This is a genomic window from uncultured Brachyspira sp. (assembly GCF_949287625.1).
In the GTDB taxonomy this organism is placed as follows: Bacteria; Spirochaetota; Brachyspiria; order Brachyspirales; family Brachyspiraceae; genus Brachyspira.
Map to the genome: position 1 here is coordinate 1 of NZ_CASEGO010000059.1, position 16,543 is coordinate 16,543.

Annotated in this window: 13 protein-coding genes; 4 read left to right on the forward strand and 9 right to left on the reverse strand. The window is 28.2% G+C overall.

Features of this window, described 5'->3' with window-relative positions; genetic code table 11:
• Positions 1-896 precede the first annotated feature (896 nt).
• Entirely contained in the window at positions 897-3,296 is a 2,400-nt protein-coding gene (locus Q1X91_RS09855; RefSeq protein WP_300756570.1) for a chemotaxis protein CheA, read from the reverse strand.
• Between the two features lie 207 nt (positions 3,297-3,503).
• On the opposite strand from Q1X91_RS09855, the gene Q1X91_RS09860 reads away from it, so the two are divergent.
• Both Q1X91_RS09860 and Q1X91_RS09865 read left to right on the forward strand, forming a co-directional pair.
• On the forward strand, positions 3,504-4,022 hold the full coding sequence (locus Q1X91_RS09860; RefSeq protein ID WP_366945512.1) for a phosphoesterase: 519 nt from the start codon (positions 3,504-3,506) through the stop codon (positions 4,020-4,022).
• Complete coding sequence (locus tag Q1X91_RS09865) at positions 4,015-5,178, forward strand: DUF6348 family protein (protein WP_300756576.1); 1,164 nt, start codon at positions 4,015-4,017, stop codon at positions 5,176-5,178. The genes Q1X91_RS09860 and Q1X91_RS09865 overlap by 8 nt, the downstream gene beginning before the upstream one ends.
• A gap of 3 nt (positions 5,179-5,181) precedes the next feature.
• Here the strand turns inward: Q1X91_RS09865 and Q1X91_RS09870 are convergent, their stop codons facing one another.
• Entirely contained in the window at positions 5,182-7,185 is a 2,004-nt protein-coding gene (locus tag Q1X91_RS09870; RefSeq protein WP_300756579.1) for an FUSC family protein, read from the reverse strand.
• A 134-nt stretch (positions 7,186-7,319) separates the two neighbouring features.
• Here Q1X91_RS09870 and Q1X91_RS09875 point away from each other — a divergent pair, with 134 nt between their 5' ends.
• Together Q1X91_RS09875 and Q1X91_RS09880 are read left to right on the forward strand one after the other, a co-directional pair.
• On the forward strand, positions 7,320-7,823 hold the full coding sequence (locus Q1X91_RS09875) for a hypothetical protein (RefSeq protein ID WP_300756582.1): 504 nt from the start codon (positions 7,320-7,322) through the stop codon (positions 7,821-7,823).
• A 14-nt stretch (positions 7,824-7,837) separates the two neighbouring features.
• On the forward strand, positions 7,838-8,236 hold the full coding sequence (locus tag Q1X91_RS09880) for an META domain-containing protein (RefSeq protein WP_300756585.1): 399 nt from the start codon (positions 7,838-7,840) through the stop codon (positions 8,234-8,236).
• A gap of 580 nt (positions 8,237-8,816) precedes the next feature.
• Here Q1X91_RS09880 and Q1X91_RS09885 read toward each other — a convergent pair.
• From Q1X91_RS09885 to Q1X91_RS09915, 7 genes are all read right to left on the reverse strand, one after another.
• Complete coding sequence (locus Q1X91_RS09885) at positions 8,817-8,975, reverse strand: hypothetical protein (RefSeq protein WP_300756587.1); 159 nt, start codon at positions 8,973-8,975, stop codon at positions 8,817-8,819.
• An 11-nt stretch (positions 8,976-8,986) separates the two neighbouring features.
• Entirely contained in the window at positions 8,987-10,009 is a 1,023-nt protein-coding gene (gene mglC / locus Q1X91_RS09890; RefSeq protein ID WP_300756589.1) for a galactose/methyl galactoside ABC transporter permease MglC, read from the reverse strand.
• Positions 10,010-10,027: 18 nt separating this feature from the next.
• Positions 10,028-11,533, reverse strand: coding sequence for a galactose/methyl galactoside ABC transporter ATP-binding protein MglA (mglA, locus tag Q1X91_RS09895; RefSeq protein ID WP_300756591.1), 1,506 nt, complete (start codon positions 11,531-11,533; stop codon positions 10,028-10,030).
• Positions 11,534-11,638: 105 nt separating this feature from the next.
• Positions 11,639-12,694: a galactose ABC transporter substrate-binding protein gene (locus Q1X91_RS09900; protein ID WP_300756593.1), complete on the reverse strand. Its 1,056-nt coding sequence runs from the start codon at positions 12,692-12,694 to the stop codon at positions 11,639-11,641.
• Positions 12,695-12,967: 273 nt separating this feature from the next.
• On the reverse strand, positions 12,968-13,987 hold the full coding sequence (locus Q1X91_RS09905; RefSeq protein WP_300756596.1) for a galactose ABC transporter substrate-binding protein: 1,020 nt from the start codon (positions 13,985-13,987) through the stop codon (positions 12,968-12,970).
• Between the two features lie 70 nt (positions 13,988-14,057).
• Entirely contained in the window at positions 14,058-15,086 is a 1,029-nt protein-coding gene (locus Q1X91_RS09910) for a galactose ABC transporter substrate-binding protein (protein ID WP_300756599.1), read from the reverse strand.
• A 279-nt stretch (positions 15,087-15,365) separates the two neighbouring features.
• A complete protein-coding gene (locus Q1X91_RS09915) occupies positions 15,366-16,376 on the reverse strand; it encodes a galactose ABC transporter substrate-binding protein (protein ID WP_300756602.1) in 1,011 nt (336 codons plus the stop codon).
• Positions 16,377-16,543: the final 167 nt, after the last annotated feature.

Below are 16,543 nucleotides of genomic sequence, written 5' to 3' on the forward strand. Positions count from 1 at the left end.
TTTTTTGTGCGGCAAAAAAGTTGATAATTCTATATAATGTACATCAGTTGACAAAATGAAATCGTTCCAGTATATACTGAAAATTCTTAAGTTTGTCAACAGCGAGCCGCTGCACCTTTCCGCACGATATTGTTTATTCTTATCAAATGTCAACGATACGTGCGGCTGATTACCTATTATTATACCAAAGAAGTAATTTACTATACATCTAAAACATATTTTATTGATTAATAAAATATGTTATATTATAAATAAATTATAATTACATTTATAAATAATTAAAATTTAGCAAACTATAGTTGTTTATGTATATACTGAAAATTTTTAAGTTTGTCAATTTTTTTATTCAACTTTTTCCCGCCGCAAAAAGTTGCAAAAAATGCAATTACTAGAACTTTATATTTTAAAGATATGTATTAAATGTATGGTAATACCTAAAATTTTGGCTAAAAATGAAGTCTTTTCGCCTGCCTACGGCACGCAGAGCGGGCACGACTGTGTGCTTCGCAGGGTTAGTCCCCACAAATCTAAAATTTAAAAATTTATTTTTGACAAACTATATCTGTTTAGGTATATACTATTTCTTACTTATTGAAAGAATGATTATTTTATCAGCTTTTTGTATTGGTAAATTTAGTTATTTGAGACTATAACAAACTTCATTGGATATTTTATTAACTTTATTAATTTGATATTACTAGTCATAATAAAAATATATGATACATTATGAAATAATTAAAACATTTTTCAAACAAGTCTGATATTTAATTTTTTACAAATTTCAAAGCAGTATTCACACAAATCTGTAACTTACATTATATTACAATTAGTATAAATCTAATTATAAAACTTTAAGAATAACAAATATTATATAATTTACTTATTATAAAACAAGCCTATTCTTTATTAGTATTTACTTCTGGTATTTCATTATTTTTCAATTTTTCTATAAAACTTCTCAAATCATTTTTGTTTGATTTTGAACCGTTATTAACTTTGCCTCTTTCTATTATTCTTTTAGTACCTAGACTTACCATAGTTTGAATATCTAAAATGAAACTTACAGTACCGTCTCCCAATACAGTAGCACCAGCCAAACCTTCGCTTTTTGTAATATTATCTTTCAATGTTTTTATAACTATATCCTGTTCGCCTATAAGATTATTAACAAGAAGTGCTACCTTTTTACCTTCTGAGGAAAGTATAACAGCATAGTATGATTTTATATTATTATATCTTGAAGGAAGCCTAAATAATTCTTTAACGCTTAATACATTTATTACATCATCTCTTACCTTAATAACCTCTATACCTTCAAGCTCTTGAATATCCTGTACATCAATTTTTATAGTTTCTAATATACTGTTAATAGGAACTGCATAATATTCTTTTTCAGCATCAACAATAAGAGCCTGAATAATAGCTACAGTAAGAGGAATTCTTAAAAAGAATGTAGACCCCTTTCCCCATTCTGTTTCTATACCGATAGTACCATTAATTTTTTCAAGACTTTTTTTAACAACGTCCATACCAACACCGCGGCCTGATACATTTGTAATTTTGGCAGCAGTAGAAAATCCGGGTGCAAATATATATTCAAGCATCTGTCTTTCTGAAAGTTTAGCATCAGCTGATACCAAACCTTTTTTTACAGCACTCTCAAATATTTTCTGCGGTATCATTCCCTTTCCGTCATCAGATATTTTTATGATGATTAAGTTACCCTCATGCGAAGCTCCTAAAACAACAGTACCAGTTCTAGGCTTTCCAGCTTTTTCTCTGTCTTCAGGAGATTCTATACCATGGTCCATAGCATTTCTTACAAGGTGTACTAATGGGTCTACTAGTACCTCAATAACAGATTTGTCCAATTCTGTTTCTTCTCCGTACATTTCTAGTTTTACTTCTTTGCCCAAATCTCTTGATAAATCCCTTATAAGACGTGGAAATCTATTGAATGTCTGAGCTATAGGAAGCATTCTTATTTTCATTACTGTTTCCTGAAGTTCATTAGTTACCCTAGTAAGAAGCTGATAAGAGTTTCTAAATCTGTCTAATGTATTTTTAAACTCTTCTTCCATTTTAACGAGTTCGCTTAATTTATTATTAAATCCGTCTATGTATGTGTTTCTAATTTCTTTAGCTTCTTTTTTCTGCAGGTGTTCTTCAAATTTTCTAAGTACCTGAACAATGCTGTCTCTGTAGTATCTTTTTACTTCGTTAATACCATTTCCTATAATTTTTTGATATGAAGTAAGATCATCATCATACTGAACATATGAACTTTTATTTGTTACAAGCTCCCCAACCTGATTCATCATAGCATCTATTCTGTCGCTTTCCACCCTTAAAAAAGAGCTTTGTCTGTCAACTTTATGATCTTTTCCGCCTTTTGCAGCATCAGGTTTTTTAGCCGCATTTGCAGCAGCCTCTTTGGCTTTTTGAGCTTCTTCTTTCTGTTTTTTTTCCTGAAGAAATTTCTCATATTCTTCTAATATAATATCTTCAATAGATATTTCCTTAGTAACATCAGGCAATGTAATAGCGTCTATTATTGTTTTATCTTCATTAATAGTAGCAAGTATATATGTAACATGTTCATAAAACTCATCGCCTTCCAAAGATTCAAGCGGAGGAATACTTCCCATTATTTCTCCAACATCTTTGAGTGCAACAAATACCTGAACTCCTCCTACTGTTCTCATAGGGCTTTCAGGGTCAAAACTCACATGTACTAACTTTGTCTTTACGCCTTCTTCAACATTATCTCTTATTATACCAAGCAAATCGCTGTCATTAGGCAAAAGCTCATATTTATTGACTTTTTTTTCTGCTTTGGGTGCGGCAGGCTCTTTATTTTCAGAAGTATTAGATGATGGTGCTTCAGCAGAGGAAGACTGACCGCCTAATTTGGCATTTTTAAAATCTTCCAGCTTTTTTATCTCTGCTTCTATATCTCCTGAATATTCTCCTTCTTCACTTGCTGTATTGATTAGATCTTTTAATACATCTATACCTTTTAAAAGAACATCTATAGTAGCATCATCTACTTCTATTTTATTATTTCTTATTAGATCTAATAAATCTTCAAATCTATGGGCGTATTTTTGTGTTTCAACAAGTTCTACAGCACCAGCACTTCCTTTTAAAGTATGAACTGCTCTGAATATTTCCTGTATGGCATCAACATTATTTCTTTCATTATCTAAAATAAGAATATTTTGTTCCAGTCTGTCAAGCATTTCAAATGCTTCTTCAAAGAAATCCTTAAGCAGACTTTTTATATAATCATCCATTTACACGCCCCGTAAAAATTGAAAATCTTACTATATATTATCGGAAAAACATAAAAATGTCTATAGTAAATAATATTTTGCTTGAAAATATAATAATTTATTATATGATAAAAACTATGAAATGTCTATATTTTTATTAAAAATGTAAGAAATGAAAACAATAAATATTAATGAATATAATGTTTTTATTTACGGATATTATTATACATGATATATTTTACCTCAGATACGCATTTTTTTTATATGCATAGTGAAAGAAAAAAAGTTTTTGATGATTATAATTCTATGCATAATATTTTGATAGATAATTGGAATAAAAAAGTATCGGATAAAGATGATATATACATTGTAGGTGATTTTTCAAATGAAAAAGGATATATGAAAACTTCAAATATTTTAAAAATACTCAATGGAAATAAATATTTGATAAAAGGAAATAATGATAAGTTTATAGATAATGATAAGTTTAATAAAAAATTATTTTTATTTATTAAAGATTATCATGTATTAAATATAGAAGAATATAATAAAAAAATTAAAAATATTGTTTTATTTCATTATCCAATATTAGAATGGGAAGGATATTATAATAATACTATTCTAATACATGGACATTGGCATAATGATAAAAAATATCATAAGAGAGCATTCAATGCTTCATGTGATATTCATAATTACAGCCCAATATCCATAGATGAAATATTAAAAATGGTGGTGCATGAATAGTTATAAAGATATGCTGTTAAACAGACTTCATAAAACTATAACAGAGAAAAATTTAATAGAAAAAGATTCTATTAGATTATTAAGCTATGATATTACTATTGAGCCTGAAATAGTTCAGATAGAAAAGAAAAACAGTATATTATGCACTATATATTTTTATGTAAAAGCCCCTCTTTTTGATAATGTATTTTTTGAATCTTCTTCTAGTATAGCATTTGATGAATATAGGGCTATAGTACTTTCTTCAGATAATTTTGTATATTGTGCTTTGCAGGGTATACTCGACTTTTTGTCTGGTATTCATCATCATGAAATAGAGACTTATATACTTGACAATAAAAAGATTTTTACAGTATGCGAAAGTCCTATGATAGGGCTTGGAAATATAGAAAATAAAGAAGACTGTTATCATGAATATGTAGGTTTTGATGAAGATAATGGATATTCTAGTTTTTTATGGAATGCCATAAAAAAAGAAGTACCTTTTATACTTTCTAATAATAGAGTGAGTTTTATAAAGACTTACGGAGCAAAAATGCCGGATGGAGAAATTATGACAGAATGCTCCATTAATAATATTAATAATAAAGTATTAGAAAACTGCGTGCAAAATGAGATTATTAAATGGGATAATGACGGAGAGTTTTTTTCTATAAAGCAGTTTTTTTTCATACTTCAGTCTGATACTACATATGTTAAATATCCTTACAGCAGAGAAGAAATAGAATATTTTGTTATAGAGTATGTTCTCGAGTTTGAAAAGTTTGAAGGAGACTATGAGAAGTTTATTGACAGCATAACTAATATTATAGCTGATAAAAATATAAGAGAGGAGATAATTAATTTTATACCAGAGATATGTGCTCAGAATGCTTTTAGAGAAGTTGTTTTTAATGATATTGCTCAGGTTAATATAGGAAAAAAATCTTACAAAATATTAAAAACTCAATTTACAAGCTATAAGTATATAGAAGATGCTTTGATAGATGGATTTTCTAATAATATTTTTAATAAGGATACATTTAATGATTTGGTTCATATAAGTAATTCATACAACATAATCTATGAGACTATTCAAAATAACCCTAATATAGCAATGAAAGATATATTTGTAACATGCACTTTTAGTTTTACAGAGATGTATCAGTTTATATAAAAATTAAAATATATTATCAATATTGTTTTTTATAGAATTATTAATTTCATTTATAGAGTCAAAGCAGTTTTCAAGTCTGTAGAAGATATAAGAATTATTTTTTATAATTTCTCTATTTTTTTGTTCATTATTATTAAACTCTATTATCTCATTTTTAAATAGTTTAGCACTGTTTTCTAATATACCTGCAATATATTCTGTAAATATCAGCATATTCTGTTTATCTTCAGGTCTGTTGTATTTTTTTATTAAAAATATTATTTGTTCGGCTTCTACTATAAATTTTCTGTTGCTTTCTATAAGAGAATCAGTTATAGGTGTTCCTTTGTATCTGGTTTGATTTTTTTCGTGCATAATAATATTGTTTTTAATCATATATGCTTTTAGCAGACATTCATATAAATACTGAGAAGTTTCTTCATTGTTTATAGCTTTTTTAATCTGATTAAGTATTATAGTATCCATTTCTATAAGTTCGCTTATTTTATCTACCATTCCTTTATGACTTTCAGTTTTTATAATAAAATTATCGAATATCCATACTATCAGCACTGCTATTATTATAAATCCGGCTCTTGATGATGCGGATATTAATTTTGGCATGTATGGAAAAGGTGATATTAATGCTGATATTGTTCCGTAAATCTTTTTTAAAAATCCGTTTATTGAGGCAAATGATAATACAAAGCATATACCAATAGAAGGAATAATCATTTCATATGGTACATATTTAAAAACTGCAGCAAATATAAATACTCCTATAAAATTTCCTAGTATATTTATTTTAAGATTGAGCTTTTGTTCTTCATAAAATGGATATATCATAATGTATGATAATATAGGAAGCCAATAACCCCTTACTGCTATCTCATCTGGAAGAAAATATCTTATAGTAAAAGATATGCACATTACTATACCCATTTTTAAAGAAAATCTGAAATGGGACTTATTAATATTAAATTCTTTTTTTAATCTTATAAATTTTAAATTAAGCAGTTTTTCTATTTCCAAATCGTCTTTATTGTTTTGAAACATATTCGACAATATATCTTTTAATTTTTTTATAGCATATATCCATTCATAATTACTCTTTTCATCACTTAAGAAATAATTATCATTAAAATACTGCATATAATTCATTACACCGTTATATTCTTTCTCATGTTTTGATATATCATGCCTTAATAAATTCGCTATTTTTTCAAGTATATTATATAAATGTTTAAAATATTCACAGTCATCATCAGTAAGTTTATCAATATCCTGATATTCTTTTTGTATAAGCTGATTTATGTCTTCAAGAAATAAAACCATTTCAAAGTGATTAATATTTCTGTTATTCATAATGCCATGTCTTTTTAATGAATCTACATATATAGCAGAAGTATATTCATTTACTATAGAAAATATTTCATCTTTTCTATTTAAATAGCAGGTTTTATTGTATAATAGCATTAATTTTTTGTTTATTAATTTAATACTTCTGTAGGCTAAGCTGTTGGAAACTTTATGTCTTGTAATAAACTTATTAATAACCAAAAATATAAATACTATAAGAAGAGAAGTTAATATAGCTTCCATTCTTAAGTGTATATTTGATATTGGTATATTGTATGCCTGAAAGATTACATAAGCAAAGCCGTATATAAAATAGTTTCTAGGTACAAAGTCATCTGAAAGCAAAAATACTATTAAAAAAGGTACTATAAAATTAAGTGATATAACTAATATAATATTCTGCTCTGCTATAGTGGCAAGAAGTCCTAGAAGAAGCACTCTGAAAGCTACAGCAGGAAAAGACCATACCGTAAAACTATTTCTCATAAAGGCACATATAAAAATGGAAACTATACCTATAGTAGAGTTTTCTCTGCCGTATAAGTTAGTTGATATTACAAGTATGAATATTCCAACTAATACGCTTGGTACAAAGTCTGCAGCTCTTTTTAGAAAAGCTATGAATATTTCTTTTTGTTTTTGATAAAAGTTTTTATTTGTAAAAAACATTGAATTTATTTTAATTTTTTATTATATTATATAAAAGACTATATTATAAATAGAAAAATAGTCAATAAAAAATTATTAATTTCTTAATTATTGCCGATAGTAAAAATAATATATTTTAGTGCTGGGAGTTAATTATGCCGCCTTTAATTATAGAACATGAAGAATATCCTTCAGTGGTTGTTATCGAATACAACAGTATATATAGAAATGAACTTCAGAATTTTATACATAATATAAAAATAAAAGATAATAAAGAGGAAGTTTATACTGATTCTTATTTCAATAAAATAATTCATACTAATAATACAAATATAGGACTTTTGACCATAGATGGAAGAATTAACGGTTATTACTATATAAATAAAGAGGGTGTATTGAAATATATATATATGAATTATCCTTATAGAAGAAATGGTTTTGCTAAACTGCTTTTAACTCATGCCATTAAATCAAATCCTAATATACAGTTTGAGAAAAACTCAAATCAGGCTTATACTAGATTAATCAGTTCTCCTATATTTGAAGATATGATAAAAGGAAATGCTAATGGCGGTATGGATAATAATGCAGGAGGTATGGATACATTTGAAGATCTTACAGGCGGCGGAAGTAAAGAGGGAGAACTTACTTTATTTTAGTAATCAAAAATTTTATGCGTTTTCTTATTCTTTTAATAATTCCTTTATTAATTTCCTGCTCGCATAATGCAGTATCTATAGCGGAAAATCCTGAAGAAGTTAAAAAGGTAAAAGTTTATAAGCTAGTAAGCATGTACACATATTTAGACATTACTATAAGTATAGATAATGGAAGAGTATATGGTAAATCTGCTATAAATGATTATTATGCTAATTGCAAAATAGACGGCGATTTAATATCATTAGATATGATAAAGACCACTAGAAAAACTGATATAGCAGAAAAAAGAAGAATAGAAGGCGATTATTTATCTATACTTCAGACAGCATATTCATTTAAAATAGATGGGTATAGACTTATAATATATACAACATTTATAGATGAACCTCTTATATATGAAGAGATAAAGTAACTTCATCAAAATTAACCCTGTTTCAAAACTATTTTTATTATATTTATATATATAAATTAGTATATACCTAAACAAATACAGTTTGTCAAATTTTAGTTATTTATGAATGTAATTACCATTTATTCATAATATAATATATTTTTATTAATAAATAAAATATGTTTTAGATGTATAGTAAATTACTTTTATTTGGTATAATAATAGGTAATCAGCCGTACGTATCGTTGACATTTGATAAGAATAAACAATACTGTGCGTCCCGAACGAAGATGAGGGAGAGCTCGCGGTTGACAAACTTAAAAATTTTCAGTATATACCTAAACAAATATAATTTGTCAAAAATAAAATTATATTTTATTTTTAATATCTGGGGCAAAGCCCCAGTTATAAAAATAAAAATACTAAAAATCGAAATAGTATAAATATTTCTTAATTTAGTTTTGAAACAAGTCTAATGTGCAGTAATTGACAAAATAAAAGTGTTCCAGTATATACTTATTTGTATAGAAATCTATAGAATGTATGATGATTATAAAAATAAAGGGACTTAATTTTTATATTAAGCCCCTTTTTTTAATTTTTAATGATATATTAAACTCATAATATATCTGATAAACTCAGCTGCGAGAAATATCATCACTATAAACCCTAAGAATATCCAAGATTTTAAAGTGCGTTTTCTAGTCTCTTTTTTATTAAATTCTCTTCTAAAAGGATCATTATTATTATCATATTCCATAATAAAATCCGTCATACTTTTTTCAAATATTTTTGTGTATCAACAGCAACAGCAGCGATAATGATAGCACCTTTAATTATGTACTGCAAATATGGAGAAATACCAACGAATGTCATACCATAGTTAATAACTTGGAATATCAAAACTCCAGAAACTATACCTAAAATAGAACCAATACCTCCAGAGAAAGAAACTCCTCCAACAACGCATGCTGCAATAGCATCAAGTTCATAACCATTACCCAAATTGTTAGTAGCAGAACCAACACGGGCAACCTCTAAAGAACCAGCTATACCATATAAAGCACCAGCCATAGTATAAACTATCATAAGAGTAAGAGGAATATTAACACCGCTTACAGCAGCAGCTTCAGGGTTTCCGCCTACAGCAAATATGTTTTTACCCAATTTAGTTTTATTCCAAATGACCCACATAATAGCCGTTATAATGACCGCAAATATGATTAGGTATGATATAGTGAGACTTCCTAATTTTATACCGCCTTGAGCAAGATTAGTAAATCTAGGGTCAAGTCCTCCTATAGGCTGAGCACCGTATGGAGGTCTGTCAAAATAAGTACTAGTTACACCGTAAAGTATAAGCTGCATACCTAAAGTAGCAATAAACGGAGTTACATAAAGTTTAGAAATGATAAAACCATTTAAAAATCCAAATACCATAAGTATAACCATAACTAATAGTATAGGAAGTATAACTGGAAGCATTGGAAGGTCTGGGTACATTCTAGTAGGATTAGTAGGTGATTGTAATAGAGAAGCACTTACAACAGCAGCAAGTCCTACAGCTCTTCCAGCTCCTAAGTCATTACCTTGAGTTACAAGAAGTGTTCCTACTCCTACAGCTATTATCATACGTGTAGAGGCTTGAGCAAATATGTTTATGAAGTTACTAAGCCTGAAGAAACTAGGTTCTTTAATGATAATACCTATAATTATTATAAGTAATGCTGCAAATATAGCATTGTTTAATACAAATGATTTAATAGTTTTAATGTTTATTTTATTTGTGTCCATGATTTTTCCTTTTTAAAATTATAAATATTTAGCAGACAATGCCATAATTTCTTCCTGATTAGTATTTTTAGTTTCAACAATACCAGCCACTCTGCCGTTACTCATAACCATTATTCTGTCTGTTATGCCGAGCAATTCAGGCATTTCAGAACTAACTACTATTACAGCCTTTCCAACAGTTGCTAAATCTATAATAAGTCTGTATATATCATATTTAGCACCGACATCAATACCTCTGGTAGGTTCGTCAAGCATAAGAATATCAGGTTTACTTAAAAGCCATCTTCCTAAAATAACTTTCTGCTGATTACCTCCTGATAAAGATTGTATAGCAGTTTTCTCAGAAGGAGTTTTTACCTGCATACTATCTATTACCCATTTAGTATCTTCATGCATTTTTTTATTATCTAAAAAACCAAATTTATTTTTATAATGGTCTATATTTGCTATAGTAGAATTAAAATTAATAGAAAGCATACTAAATATACCAGTTTGTCTTCTCTCTTCTGTAACTAGAGCAAAACCATTTTTTATAGCTTTTCTAGTAGAAGAATTATTAACTTCATGGTCCATTTTTATAACATGTCCGGAAGATAAAGTACGCATACCAAATATACTTTCTAATACTTCGGTTCTTTTAGCACCAACAAGCCCTGCTATACCAAATACTTCTCCTTTTCTTACATTGAAATTAACATCTTTAAGAGAAGGCTGGTAAAATGCTGTAAAATCTTTTATTTCTAAAATATTTTCAGCAGGAGTATTTGTTTTTTCAGGGAAACGGTTGGTTAAATCTCTTCCTACCATCTGTTTAATAATCATATCAGTGGTTAATTCTTTTGCTGGTGTAGTAGCAACATATTTACCATCTCTCATTATAGTAACTTCATCAGATATCTGCAGTATTTCTTCCATTTTGTGAGATATATAAATCATACCTACACCTCTGCTTTGAAGTTTTTTTATGATTTTAAATAATTTTGCTACTTCTTTTTCTGTGAGGGAGCTAGTAGGTTCATCTAATACCAATATTTTAGAGTTGTAAGAAACAGCTTTTGCTATTTCAACCATTTGCATTTCTGATACAGATAATGTAGATACTTTTGTTCTAGGATCTAGCGGTATTTCTAAATCATCAAAAATCGCTTTAGTATCATCATACATCTTCTTCTCATCAATAATAACTCCCATCTTAGTCGGATATTTACCAAGCCATATATTATCCTGTATATTTCTTTGTCTAACTTGGTTAAGCTCTTGGTGAACCATAGCCACACCATTATTTAAAGCCTGTTTAGGTGATGTGAAATTAACTTCTTTACCGTCTAAATATATTTCTCCGCTGTCTTTGCGGTATATACCAAATAAACATTTCATTAAAGTAGATTTACCAGCTCCGTTTTCACCCATAAGAGCCACTACCTCTCCTTCTCTTACAGTAAGCTTAACATCATCTAATGCTTTAACACCAGGAAAAGACTTTGAAATACCTTTCATTTCAAGAACAATCTTTTTATTATCCATATATTAAAAACCTTTAAGAATTGAAATTTTACTTCCACTATAATAATAATACAGGGATATTAAGATTAAAATAATATCCCTGTAATCTATAGTAAAAACTATTTATTATTTATATGCTTCTTCAGCAACATTTATATTATTTTTAGTTATAGGAACATAAGGAACGCGAACAGCTTTTACTTCGTCCAAAGTCCAAGTAGTACCATCTAAAGGATCTTTTCCAGCTGCAGCATTTAAAGTAATGTCTACAAGAGCCTGAGACTGACCAACTGGGTCATTAAGTACTGAACCTGCTACAGTTCCTTTTTTAATTTCATTAATCATTTCTGGAATAGCATCAACTCCAACTATAGGTATATATTTAGTAGTGTCTCCTTCTTTGTTGTATCCTAAAGCTTGTACTGATTGTAAAGCACCTAAAGCCATAGCATCATTGTTGCAGAAGATGTATTCAATTTTATCGCCATGTTTTTGCATCCAAGCATCTACTATATCTTTAGCTTTTGCTGTATCCCACATAGCAGTTTGCTCTGGTTCTAATCTTTCTACTTGAACACCATTATTAGTTATGTATAAAGTAACATGACTAGTTCTAGCTTCAGCATCTGGGTGGCCTGGTTCACCTTTTAATAATACATACTGTATGATTCCATCGCCGTTTCTATCCCAAGCAGGATTAGCTTTCCAAGTATCTACAACTATTTTTCCCTGCATATCGCCTGATTCCTCTGGAGTAGTACCTACATACCAAGTTTTATCATAACTAGCCATAGCCTGCTCACTAGGCTGTTTATTAAAGAAAATAACTGGTATATTTTTAGCTTTAGCTTTATCTATAATAGTTTGAGCTGCCTGAGGGTCAACCAAGTTAATAGCTAATGCTTTAGCATCTTTTTGAATCATAACATCAACTTGGTCATTTTGCTGAGCTTGGTTATTTTGTGAGTCATTGATTATTAAATTAGCTTTTCCAGCGATTCTGCTTTCAATATTTCTTCTGTAGAAAGACATAAAATTATCATCATAACGGTAGATTGTTACTCCGATAGTTGGACCGTCTGTAGAAGCTGCTGCAGATGAAGAAGAATTGCCGCCGCATGATAGTACAAAAATAGAAGACATTATTAAAAATGCTCCTATAACGATAAGTGATTTTTTCATTTTAGAAAACTCCTTAAATTAATTAATATTCTCTATGTAATTAGTATATAAATTTATTTTCTTAAATCAAGTTAAAACAATTTTTTTACATTTTGACAATATATGCTGATACTGCATACTGAATTTGTTATGATTTATGATTAATTCTTATTGTTTTTGTAAAATAATATTACGTTTATAATATAAATAGAATTTAAAAAAAGACAGCCAACATTATTATCAGCTGTCTTTATTTTCTCTTTTTTTATTTATTATCTTTTATTTATTGTCAGACTATTGTACTTCAATAGTTATTGGTTTATAATGTATCCTTACAGATTTTGTATTATCTAATGTCCAAACTGTACCTAATATAGGATTTGATGTTTCGCCTTTAAATAGATTAAGTGCCAAATCAGAAACAGCCCTAGCTTGATTAACACTATCATTTAGAACTGTACCAACTATATTTCCATTTTCAATTTCTTTAATAGTTTCATTAATAGCATCTATTCCTACTATAGGTATAAATTTATTAGATTCGCCTTTGTTATATCCGAATTCCTGTACAGATTCTAAAGCTCCTAATGCCATTTCATCATTATTTGAAAATATGTATTCTATTTTGGTATCAGTATCTTCATTATCATGATTAGATAACCAATAGTCTACAATAGTTTTGGCTTTATTTCTGTTCCACATAGCTGTTTTTTTATCTAATATTTCCAATTCTATACCGCTATTTTCAATAAATGAAATAAGTTTTTCTGTTCTGATTTTTGTATCAGCATGACCTGGTTCTCCTTCAAGTATTACACATTGAATCTTACCGTCGCCATTTTTATCCCAAGAAGGATTTGATTTCCAACTGTCAACTATAATTTTTCCCTGAAGATTAACAGCTTCTTCGCTTAAAGTACCAACATACCATACTTTATCATAACTATTCATAACTGAAGGGTCTGGTGCCTTATTAAATAATATTATAGGGGTATCACTTTTTTTAGCTTTATCAACTATATCCTGAGCTGCCAGAGTATCAACCAAATTTATCACCAGAACTTTAGCTCCCTTTGAAATATAACTATCTACCTGACTGTTTTGTGTGGTTTGATTGTTTTGGGAGTCATTTACTATATATTTAGCTCTTCCAGAGATAAATTGTTCTATATTACTTTTTAAACTATTGGCAAACGGATCATCTGTTCTATATATAGTAATTCCTATAAAATTATTATTACTGTTATTACTAGAACAGGAAGCTATAATAAAACTTGTTAAAATTATTAGCAATAATAGAATTTTTTTACCCATATATGCTCCTACAATTTTATTTTGCTATTTTTTAAACATTTAAAACACAATTATGTAAATTTGATAATTGTTATTTATATGCTTCTGCTGCCTCATTGATATTTTCTAATGTAATAGCTCTGTATGGTACTCTTACAGCTTTTACATCGTCTAATTTATATTCAGTTCCTGCTAGTACATCTTCTCCTTTAGCGGCATTAAGAAGCATATCTGCTATTGCCTGAGCCTGATCTTTAGGGCTTTGTAAAACCGTACCAACTACTGTACCTTTTTTTATTTCTTCTATGATTTCAGGAATAGCATCTACTCCAACTATAGGTATAAATTTATTATTATCGCCTATATTATATCCTTCTTTTTGAATAGATTTTAATGCTCCCAAAGCCATAGCATCATTATTTGAGAATATAAACTCTATATTATTACCATACTTTTCTATCCAAGAATCTGCTGCTGTTTGAGCCTGAAGTATATCCCAATTAGCTGTTTCTTCATCTAACTGTTCTATTTCTATGCCATTATCAGCTAACACAGCTTTTATTCTTTCTGTTCTAGCTTCAGCATCTGGGTGTCCTGCTTCTCCTTTTAATAGAACATATTGTATTTTTCCGTCTCCGTTTTTATCCCAAGCAGGATTTTCTTTCCATGCTTTTACAACTATCTCTCCCTGCATATTTCCAGATTCTTCGCTTAAAGTACCTACATACCATGCCTTATCATATAACATCATATCTTCTTTACTTGGTTCTTTATTAAAAAATATTACAGGTATTCCTGTAGGTTTAATTTTATTAATCATAAAACTTGCTGATGCAGGATCTACCAAATTAATAGCCAAAGCATTTACATTTCTTTGAATAGCAGCATCTACCTGATCATTTTGTTTTACCTGATCATTTTCTGAGTCGTTCATTATAAATTTGGCTTTTCCGTTAAGCATAGTTTCAATATTTCTTCTCATAAATGAAATAAAGCTGTCATCATATCTATATATTGTAATTCCTACTTCTATTTCATCATTGGCAGTTTTTGTATTATTTGAGCAGCTGATTGATAAAAATAATGATATAATCAAAAAATAAAAAATTGCTTTATTCATAAAAAGCTCCTATTTTTTTATGTAGTTATTATTTTAGTTTATGAAAAAAAAAGTTATAAGTCAAATAAAAATATGTAAAAATTATAATTTATTACTATTACTATTGATAAACTTAAATTATATACCTGTTTTAAAACTAAATTTGCTATTTTCAAATAATATTTGCATTCTATATTCTCATAAAAATAAATTTGTTTTGTAATACTGTATGCCTTAAAGTAAAGAAACTCATTTTATGTTTTATATTTATAAATAATTTTACAGCTGCATTATAACTATTTATTCGTATATTTTTATAGCCCTGTCTATATTGGATAATGTTACTGGTATATATGGTATTAGAACATACTTATTATTATAAAAATTAAAATGCGTTCCGTCTAAAGGCGATTTGCCGTTTATTATATTGCTTGATATAGAAGATAATACTTCAGCCTGAATTGCAGGATTTTGAAGTACTGTAGCAAATATACCGTAATTTTTTATTTCTTCTAAACATTCTGGTATGCCGTCTATTCCTATTATTGGTACATAGTTAAGCATTCTCCTGCTTTTATTAAGACCTAATTTTCTTAATGTTTCTAATGCTCCTAATGCCATATAATCATTATTGCATATAATGTACTCTATCTTTTCACCGTATTTGGCAATTAGATTTTCCATTACCATTGCAGCATTATCTTTTTTGCCCATAGCAGAAACTTCAGCTAATATATCCATTTTTATATTGTTTGATGATATATATTTTTTCATGTATTCTGTTCTTTTTATTGTATCAGAGTCATTAAGATCGCCTTTTATTATAACAGCTTGTATTTTTCCGTCTTGGTTTTTATCCCAATTAAGCCTATTTTTCCAACTTTCTGCTATAACTCTGCCTTGAGCCGTTCCAGCCTCTTCGCTAGTTCCTCCAATATACCAAACTTTATCATATGTATTCATAACTTCTGGATTTGGTTCTCTGTTAAAAAATATTATAGGGGTATTTTTTATGCTTACTTTATCTATTACTTTTTGTGCCTGACTTTTATCTACTAAATTTACTGCAAGTAAATTAACATTCTTTTTTAAAAGCATTTCTATTTGGGCATTTTGAGTAGACTGACTATTGTAAGAGTCAACCATAAGTAAGGAAGATTTAATATTTTTTTCTATATATTGTTTTAAATATTTCATGTAATTATCATCATACCTGTAAAGTGCTACTCCTATAGAATTACTTTTTTTCTGTGTATATAGAATAAGAGAAGATGATAATAATACCAATAATAAAATAAAAAATTTCTTCATTTTTATAAGCTCCTAATGCCTTTAATATTACTTTTAAATTATAGTTTAATAGTTTTTATTGTCAAGTAATTAAACTTGTTTCAAAAGTACTTGACAAGATTATATATAAAAATTTTAATAATTTATCAATTATAAACACAATGTTTTACATATTGTATAAACTATCA

What these genes read in the sequence shown, in the direction of transcription:
- Q1X91_RS09855 (WP_300756570.1), bottom strand. Translation starts at nt 3,296, where the DNA reads ATGGATGATTATATAAAAAGTCTGCTTAAGGATTTCTTTGAAGAAGCA.
- Q1X91_RS09860 (WP_366945512.1), top strand. Translation starts at nt 3,504, where the DNA reads ATGATATATTTTACCTCAGATACGCATTTTTTTTATATGCATAGTGAA.
- Q1X91_RS09865 (WP_300756576.1), top strand. Translation starts at nt 4,015, where the DNA reads ATGAATAGTTATAAAGATATGCTGTTAAACAGACTTCATAAAACTATA.
- Q1X91_RS09870 (WP_300756579.1), bottom strand. Translation starts at nt 7,185, where the DNA reads ATGTTTTTTACAAATAAAAACTTTTATCAAAAACAAAAAGAAATATTC.
- Q1X91_RS09875 (WP_300756582.1), top strand. Translation starts at nt 7,320, where the DNA reads ATGCCGCCTTTAATTATAGAACATGAAGAATATCCTTCAGTGGTTGTT.
- Q1X91_RS09880 (WP_300756585.1), top strand. Translation starts at nt 7,838, where the DNA reads ATGCGTTTTCTTATTCTTTTAATAATTCCTTTATTAATTTCCTGCTCG.
- Q1X91_RS09885 (WP_300756587.1), bottom strand. Translation starts at nt 8,975, where the DNA reads ATGGAATATGATAATAATAATGATCCTTTTAGAAGAGAATTTAATAAA.
- mglC (WP_300756589.1), bottom strand. Translation starts at nt 10,009, where the DNA reads ATGGACACAAATAAAATAAACATTAAAACTATTAAATCATTTGTATTA.
- mglA (WP_300756591.1), bottom strand. Translation starts at nt 11,533, where the DNA reads ATGGATAATAAAAAGATTGTTCTTGAAATGAAAGGTATTTCAAAGTCT.
- Q1X91_RS09900 (WP_300756593.1), bottom strand. Translation starts at nt 12,694, where the DNA reads ATGAAAAAATCACTTATCGTTATAGGAGCATTTTTAATAATGTCTTCT.
- Q1X91_RS09905 (WP_300756596.1), bottom strand. Translation starts at nt 13,987, where the DNA reads ATGGGTAAAAAAATTCTATTATTGCTAATAATTTTAACAAGTTTTATT.
- Q1X91_RS09910 (WP_300756599.1), bottom strand. Translation starts at nt 15,086, where the DNA reads ATGAATAAAGCAATTTTTTATTTTTTGATTATATCATTATTTTTATCA.
- Q1X91_RS09915 (WP_300756602.1), bottom strand. Translation starts at nt 16,376, where the DNA reads ATGAAGAAATTTTTTATTTTATTATTGGTATTATTATCATCTTCTCTT.